The organism is Allomesorhizobium camelthorni (genome assembly GCF_011045125.1).
Taxonomy (GTDB): Bacteria; Pseudomonadota; Alphaproteobacteria; order Rhizobiales; family Rhizobiaceae; genus Allomesorhizobium; species Allomesorhizobium camelthorni.
The window spans coordinates 136,547-143,808 of record NZ_JAAKZF010000010.1 but is presented as its reverse complement, the minus strand read 5'-3'; the positions used below and the strand labels follow the sequence as shown (position 1 = coordinate 143,808).

The window sequence follows — 7,262 nt, the reverse complement described above, 5'->3', positions numbered from 1 at the left end:
AATTCGTACACGATAAAGAGAAGGCTTGGGGACAATCTCCGATCCGCTGTAGCTCTAAAGTACACGTCAGTCGACTCTATTGATGGCCGGCTTAAGAAAATGAGGGTTCAAAAGGCGCGAAACGAAATCAACGAACTATAAGAGACGGGATAGCGCAAGGCTGGAGGGGCAGCGGAACGGACAGAATCGCCGTCTTCCCGGACCTTCCTCATCAACCCGGCCGAACGGCGCGGGAACGGAAATGCCGCGCATGGAAACAGAGGTCATAAGGGGAGGCATCACTCGTTAGCCCGCTAACCCTCTGTTCACCGCAGGCTGGTAAGGCTTACCTAACGGAAGTCTGGAGCCCCCGCCATTGGCAACCGATCTGAGGAAGATATCAGTCCGCAGTTGGATCAAGCTCGCGCGCTGGACAGTGCTCGGCACGCTCGGCTGCATGGCCGTGTCGCTGGCCTTCAATTACGTGGCATTCCGCAACTTCGCGCCCGACGCCCTTCGCCAGGGCATGATCAGCGCGGCGATCATTCCGGTCACCCTCGCCGGGCCGCTGTTCTTCTACCTGACGCTCAAGCTGCGCGAACTGAAGATCGTCAATTATAAGCTCAACGTATTGGCCTCGACTGACAGCCTGACCTCGTGCCTCAACCGCGGCGCGTTCTCGTCGCAGGTCGACGAGCGGCTGCTGCGGGCCGGCGGCAGGAAGCCAGAGGGCGCCGGCGCGCTGCTGGTCATCGACGCCGATCACTTCAAGTCGATCAACGACCGCTTCGGCCATGGCCAGGGCGACGAGGCGCTGCGCATCATCTCGCGCGCGATCCGCACCTCGGTGCGCAGCGGCGATCTTGTCGGCAGGCTCGGCGGTGAGGAATTCGGCGTGTTTTTGCCTGGCGCGAACGAGGTGAACGCGGCCGACGTCGCCGAGCGCATCCGGCGCGCTATCGCCGAGGCGGCGTTCCTGCCCAACGGCGCTCGCTGCCCTCTTTCGGTCAGCGTCGGCGGCGCGGTCTACGAGGCGCGGATCGATTTCAGCGATCTTTTCCGCATCGCCGACCAGCGGCTCTACGAGGCCAAGGAGGCTGGCCGCAACCGTGTGCAACTGTCCGGCGCCGCCGAGGCGGAGCGGCGGCAGGTTCTGCATTGACGGGGGCCGTTAGCGGGTCGGGACGGGATGCTCGCCGCGGTAGTCGTAGAAGCCTCGGCCCGTCTTGCGGCCGAGCCAGCCGGCCTCGACATATTTCACCAGCAGCGGGCAGGGCCGGTACTTGGAATCCGACAGTCCGTCATGCAGCACCTGCATGATCGACAGGCAGGTGTCGAGGCCGATGAAGTCGGCGAGCTGCAGCGGACCCATCGGATGGTTCGCGCCGAGCTTCATGGCCGTGTCGATCGCCTCGACCGAGCCCACGCCTTCGTAAAGCGTGTAGATCGCCTCGTTGATCATCGGCAGCAGGATGCGGTTGACGATGAAGGCCGGAAAGTCCTCCGACACGGTGACGGTCTTGTCGAGGCGGTGGACGAAGTCCTTGGCGGTCTCGAAGGTCGAGTTCTCGGTGGCGATGCCGCGCACCAGCTCGACCAGCTTCATCACCGGAACCGGGTTCATGAAATGGATGCCGATGAAGCGCTCGGGCCGGTCGGTCGCCGAGGCCAGCCGCGTGATCGAGATGGAAGAAGTATTGGTGGCGAGGATCGCCTCCGGGTTCAACTGCGGACAGAGTTGGCTGTAGATCTTGCGCTTGACGGTTTCGTCCTCGGTCGCGGCCTCGATGACGAGGTCGGCGCCGGCCAGATCCGACATGGAAGGGGCTGCGGAAATGCGCGCCATCGCCTGCTGGCGCAATTTGTCGTCGAGCTTTCCGGCGTGGACCTGCCGGGCCATGTTGCCGCTGATCGTGGCGATGCCCTTTTCGATGCTCTCGCCGGAAATGTCGAACAGCGAAACCTTGTAGCCCGCGAGCGCGGCGACATGCGCTATGCCGCTGCCCATCTGGCCCGCGCCGATAATGCCGATCATGTCGATTTTGCTGGTCATCACACCGATCCCGTCTAGAGCATGATCCCGAAAAGTTGCAGACTTTTCGGACAAAGATCATGCGGGCCAATAATAATTGGAGCCCCATTCCGATGCCATCGGAATGAACAGGCTCCAGGGCTTCAGACGCCCGTTTTTTGTGCAGTGCAAACTAGAAGGACAGAACGGGGCCGTCTAGTCCGGCGCAAAGATTTTGCGCATCGCTTGTCTAAAGTCAAAGCAAGGCCTTGTGAGACAGCCGATGGCTGGCGAGGTCAGCGGTATTTTAGGTAACCGACGAAGCCGGCGATCTTCCAGCGGCCTGCGGCGCGGCGGCAGAAATAGAGCGTCTGCCAGTTCAGGCGGTCCGCGCCGCCGTCTGCCTTGCGGATCATCCCGTCGAACTTCTTGCGGGCCAGCGCAACATCTCCGGTGATGTCAATCTCGCGCAGGGTGGTGGCGCGCAAGATCGCCTCGGCCAGCGGCTCGGCATAACTCGTCGCGGCGGTTTCCGCCGCCTGCTTCAGCCACTCGGTCCGGTAGGCGGCAAGCGTCGGGAAACCGGCGCTCCAGCCGTCGGGATCGAGGGAATTGTGCGCATGGATGCCGAGAAAGCGCTCCTCGTCGAAATCGCCGGCGACCATCGCCCAGTCGGCCGCGACAAACGCGTCGATGTCGCGGCGCACCAGCATCTCCCAGATGGCGTGGCGGTCCGGATCATCGGCAAACGGGTTGTCGGAGGGGTTCATGGCGGGATCGCGGCTTCCGTCGGAGACAAGAAAAAGCCCCGTCCGATCAACTCGAAACGGGGCCTTTTGCTACAAGTGTTCAGCGTCGCCTACAGCGCCTTTTCGAGTTCCGGCAGGATGACGAAGAGATCGCCGACGATGCCGTAATCGGCGACCTGGAAGATCGGCGCCTCCTCGTCCTTGTTGATGGCGACGATCACCTTGGAATCCTTCATGCCGGCGAGATGCTGGATCGCGCCGGAGATGCCGCATGCGATGTAGAGGTCGGGCGCCACGACCTTGCCGGTCTGGCCGACCTGCCAGTCGTTCGGCGCGTAGCCGGCGTCGACCGCGGCGCGGGAAGCGCCGACCGCCGCGCCGAGCTTGTCGGCGACGGGCAGGATGACCTCCTGGAACTTCTCCGAGGAGCCGAGCGCGCGGCCGCCCGAAATGATGATCTTGGCCGAGGTCAGTTCGGGGCGGTCGGTCTCCGAGAGCCTGTTCTCGACGAAGGTCGAGAGACCGGGATTGGCCGCGGCCGCAACCGTTTCGACCGGGGCCGAGCCGCCTTCGCCGGCCGCCTGGAAGGAAGCCGTGCGGACGGTGATCACTTTTTTCGCCTCGCCCGACTTGACCGTCTGGATGGCGTTGCCGGCATAGATCGGACGCTTGAACGTGTCGGGGGCGAGCACCTCGATGATCTCGGAGATCTGCGCGACGTCAAGCAGCGCCGCGATACGCGGGGCGACGTTCTTGCCCGATGAGGTCGCCGGCGCAACGATCGTGTCGTAGCCGCCGGCCAGCGAGACGACGAGTGCGGCCAGCGGCTCGGCAAGGCGCTGCTCGAGTTCGTCGGCCTCGGCCAGCAGCACCTTCCTGGCGCCCTTCAGCTTCGCGGCGGCGTCGGCGGCCGCCTTGGCGCCCTTGCCCGCCACCAGAACGTCGACGTCGGAACCGATCTTGAGTGCTGCCGTCAGCGCCTTGGCGGTCTGCTCGGACAGCGATGCATTGTCATGTTCGGCAATCAGAAGAATAGCCATTTTGTTTGCTCCTATCGCCTTTGACTACAGCACGCCGGCTTCGTTCCTGAGCTTGTCCACCAGTTCGGCGACGGTCTTGACCTTGACGCCTGCCTTGCGGCCGCCCGGCTCCTCGGTCTTGAGGACGGTGAGGCGCGGCGCGACATCGGCGCCGAAATCGGCAGGAGTCTTCTCGTCGAGCGGCTTCTTCTTGGCCTTCATGATGTTGGGCAGCGAGGCGTAGCGCGGCTGGTTGAGCCGCAGATCGGTGGTCACGATGGCCGGCATCTTCAGCTCGACCGTCTGCAGGCCGCCATCGACTTCGCGCGTCACGCGGGCATTGTCGCCGACAATCTCGATCTTGGAAGCGAAGGTGCCCTGGCTCCAGCCGAGCAGCGCCGAAAGCATCTGGCCGGTCTGGTTGGCGTCGTCGTCGATCGCCTGCTTGCCGAGGATGACGAGGCCGGGCTGTTCGGCTTCCACTACGCCCTTCAGCACCTTGGCGACGCCGAGCGGTTCGGTCTCGCCGTCGGTCTTGACCAGGATGGCGCGGTCGGCGCCCATGGCGAGCGCGGTGCGCAGCGTCTCCTGCGCCTGCTGGGGGCCGATCGAAACGACGACGATCTCGTCAGCCTTGCCGGCTTCCTTGAGCCGGATCGCCTCTTCGACCGCGATTTCGTCGAACGGGTTCATCGACATCTTCACATTGGCAAGCTCGACGCCCGAACCGTCCGACTTGACCCGGATTTTCACGTTGTAGTCGACAACCCGCTTGACCGGGACGAGAACTTTCATGTGCTTCTCACCTCTCTGATGAAAATTTGGAGCGCTCACTAGCAGAGCGAGGCTCGGTCCGTTTGTCGATTGACGACATAAAGGGCGGAAATACGGAAACTGACCTGCGCACTTGCCGGCTCCCGCAAGCGCGGCGGACCCTAGTCAGCGTCAATCGGCGCGTCAATATCCGGCTGCTGCTCAAATCGGTTGAATCACTGCCGTCCCCAGCGGGGGGCGGGCTGCGCCTCGACCGGCTGCACGGCGCTCGGCTGCTCGACCTTCACCGCGCGGGGCGTGACGACTTCCTTGTCGAGAAGCGGGACATCGCGGCGGCGCAGGATCATCACCAGCACCGCGCCTGTGACGATGCCGCCGGCATGGCAAGCCCAGGAAATCTGGTCCTCGCCGCCCAGCGCCAGCATGGTGAACTGGAAGGCGATCCACAGGCCGAGCGTGATGTAGGCCGGAATGCGCAGCGGAATTCGCCCGAAGGCCAGCACCCATATCTTCACCCGCGGATGAAGGATGAGATAGGCGGCGACAATGCCGGCTATCGCGCCGGAGGCTCCGATGAGGGGTATTTGGGAATCCGGCGCGATCCAGCCATGCACCGCCGCGCCGCCGATCGCGCAGAGCAGGTAGAACACCAGGAAGCGGAAGTGCCCGAGCGCATCCTCGACATTGTCGCCGAACACCCAGAGGAACAGCATGTTGCCGGCCAGGTGGAAGAAATCGCCATGCAGGAAGGCATAGGTGACGTAGGTCAGGTCTTCGGGCACGATGACCAGTTCGGGCGAAAGCTCCACTGTGTCGAAAGCAACCGACGGGATGTAGCCGAGGCCATAGACCGCGGCGCCGGTGAATTCTTCGGAACCGAGCCCGGTGACCAGAAACACCAGCACGTTCAGCCCGATCAGGCCGAACGTCACATATTGCAGCTTGATGTACTTCAGGCTGTTGGCGTCGTGGAGCGGAATGAACATTGTTTCGCGCCGCTCCCCCTGCGGTATAGCCGTGCCGATTGCCCGCCAGAGGTGGAATTGCTCAAGGATATCTCAGCGGTTCTTGCCCGGAACCCATAACACATCGGCGTTTCCATTGTCATTGACCACGCGCGCCGCCACGAACAGAAAATCGGAGACGCGATTGATGTATTTGACGCCTTCCGGATTGACGTGTTCCTGCGGGTCCTGCGCCAGCGCGACCATTATGCGTTCGGCACGGCGCGCGACAGTGCGGGCGAGATGCAGGGCGGCAGCGGCGGGCGAGCCGCCCGAGAGCACGAAGGAGCGCAGCGGCTGCAGGTCCTTGTTCAAGAGGTCGATCTCGGCCTCGATGCGCACGACCTGAGAAGCAACGATGCGCAGCGGCTCGTAGCCGAGCGGCTTGCCTTCGTCGGGCACGCACAAATCCGCGCCGAGGTCGAAAAGATCGTGCTGGATGCGGCCGAGCATGGCGTCGATTTCCGGATGAGAGCCGGCGGTGTGGACGCGCGCCATGCCGATGCAGGCATTGGTTTCATCGACCGTTCCATAGGCGTCGATGCGGATGTCCGACTTAAGCCGCCGCGCGCCGGTTCCAAGGCCGGTCGTGCCGTCGTCGCCGGTGCGGGTGTAGATCTTGTTGAGCTTTACCATCGCTTTCTACATCCGCCGGGCGAAATAGGCAGCGATCAGGATCAGAACCAGCGCGACGAATTGCAGGAACACCCGCATTTGCATCAGCTTGTTGGAGGTCATGCCCGAACCGCCGCGCATCATATTGACCAGCCCGCGCAGCAGCACGACCACGACCGCGACCATCACTATCATGGCTAGGATGTTGAAGACGGTTTCCATCCGGGTCTCCGGTCGATTGAGCCGCGTCAGGCCTGGGATGCGAGCACGCGATAGAACAGGGAAGCCGGCAGGATGCGTTTCAGAATCACGCCGATCCTGGCAGGCAGGGTGACAACATAATGCGGGCGGGGCCGCCGCGACAGGAGGGCGTGGCGCAATACCGCATAAACGGCGTCCGGCTTGAGCTTCAGCCGCGACTTTGAGCCGCCGGCCCTCAGCCGGGCAAGCTGCTTTTGGTAGGCTTCGCGGTGCACCGAATTCTCGTGGTCGATGTTCTTTTCGAACCAGGCAAGGGCGTTCGTCGCGATTCTGGATTCCACCGGCCCCGGCTCGATCAATGAGACGTGGACGCCCGAGCCCTGCAGTTCCGCCCGCATGCACAGCATCAGCCCTTCCAGCGCGTGCTTCGATGCCGCGTAGGCGCCGCGCCATTTCACCGGCGTCAGGCCGAGGATCGACGAGCAGTGGACGATGCGGCCATGGCCTTGCGCCCGCATGACCGGCACGATGCGCCGGGTCAGGTCGTGCCAGCCGAACAAATTGGCTTCGAACTGCTCCCGCAGCGCTTCTACCGGCAAATCCTCGACAGCGCCGGGCTGGGCATGGGCGCCATTGTTGTAGAGCGCGTCAAGCCGGCCGTCTGTCCGTTCAAGCACGGCGGCGACCAGCGCCACGATCGAGTCGGGTTCGCGATAGTCGAGGTAAAACGTCTCGATGCCGTCCGCTTCGAGCGCTGCGATATCCTCCGGCTTGCGCGCCGTGGCGAACACCCGCCAGCCCTCGTCCCTCAACGCGCGGGCGCAGTAGGCCCCGATGCCGGAGGACGCGCCTGTGACGATGATCGTGCGCAACTTTTTCATCCGGTGTACGTAGTTCCGCCACGGGTTGC

The 7,262-nt window shown here is 63.5% G+C and carries 9 protein-coding genes; 1 reads left to right on the top strand and 8 read right to left on the bottom strand.

Going from position 1 to position 7,262, the window contains the following annotated elements; all coding sequences use genetic code 11:
• Nucleotides 1–355: 355 nt before the first annotated feature.
• A complete protein-coding gene (locus G6N73_RS10965) occupies nucleotides 356–1,141 on the top strand; it encodes a GGDEF domain-containing protein (RefSeq protein WP_165027472.1) in 786 nt (261 codons plus the stop codon).
• Nucleotides 1,142–1,150: 9 nt separating this feature from the next.
• Here the strand turns inward: G6N73_RS10965 and G6N73_RS10960 are convergent, their stop codons facing one another.
• The 8 genes from G6N73_RS10960 to G6N73_RS10925 form a co-directional block, all read right to left on the bottom strand.
• On the bottom strand, nucleotides 1,151–2,032 hold the full coding sequence (locus tag G6N73_RS10960) for a 3-hydroxybutyryl-CoA dehydrogenase (protein ID WP_165027470.1): 882 nt from the start codon (nucleotides 2,030–2,032) through the stop codon (nucleotides 1,151–1,153).
• A gap of 254 nt (nucleotides 2,033–2,286) precedes the next feature.
• Nucleotides 2,287–2,760, bottom strand: coding sequence for a hypothetical protein (locus G6N73_RS10955; protein WP_165027468.1), 474 nt, complete (start codon nucleotides 2,758–2,760; stop codon nucleotides 2,287–2,289).
• An 89-nt stretch (nucleotides 2,761–2,849) separates the two neighbouring features.
• Nucleotides 2,850–3,779: an electron transfer flavoprotein subunit alpha/FixB family protein gene (locus G6N73_RS10950; protein WP_165027466.1), complete on the bottom strand. Its 930-nt coding sequence runs from the start codon at nucleotides 3,777–3,779 to the stop codon at nucleotides 2,850–2,852.
• 24 nt (nucleotides 3,780–3,803) lie between these two features.
• Entirely contained in the window at nucleotides 3,804–4,553 is a 750-nt protein-coding gene (locus G6N73_RS10945) for an electron transfer flavoprotein subunit beta/FixA family protein (protein WP_165027464.1), read from the bottom strand.
• A 194-nt stretch (nucleotides 4,554–4,747) separates the two neighbouring features.
• Entirely contained in the window at nucleotides 4,748–5,518 is a 771-nt protein-coding gene (locus G6N73_RS10940; RefSeq protein ID WP_165027462.1) for a rhomboid family intramembrane serine protease, read from the bottom strand.
• Nucleotides 5,519–5,590: 72 nt separating this feature from the next.
• A complete protein-coding gene (locus G6N73_RS10935; RefSeq protein ID WP_165027460.1) occupies nucleotides 5,591–6,172 on the bottom strand; it encodes a cob(I)yrinic acid a,c-diamide adenosyltransferase in 582 nt (193 codons plus the stop codon).
• A 6-nt stretch (nucleotides 6,173–6,178) separates the two neighbouring features.
• Nucleotides 6,179–6,373: a twin transmembrane helix small protein gene (locus tag G6N73_RS10930; protein ID WP_165027458.1), complete on the bottom strand. Its 195-nt coding sequence runs from the start codon at nucleotides 6,371–6,373 to the stop codon at nucleotides 6,179–6,181.
• Nucleotides 6,374–6,399: 26 nt separating this feature from the next.
• A complete protein-coding gene (locus tag G6N73_RS10925) occupies nucleotides 6,400–7,233 on the bottom strand; it encodes an SDR family oxidoreductase (RefSeq protein WP_165027456.1) in 834 nt (277 codons plus the stop codon).
• Between the last annotated feature and the right edge of the window lie 29 nt (nucleotides 7,234–7,262).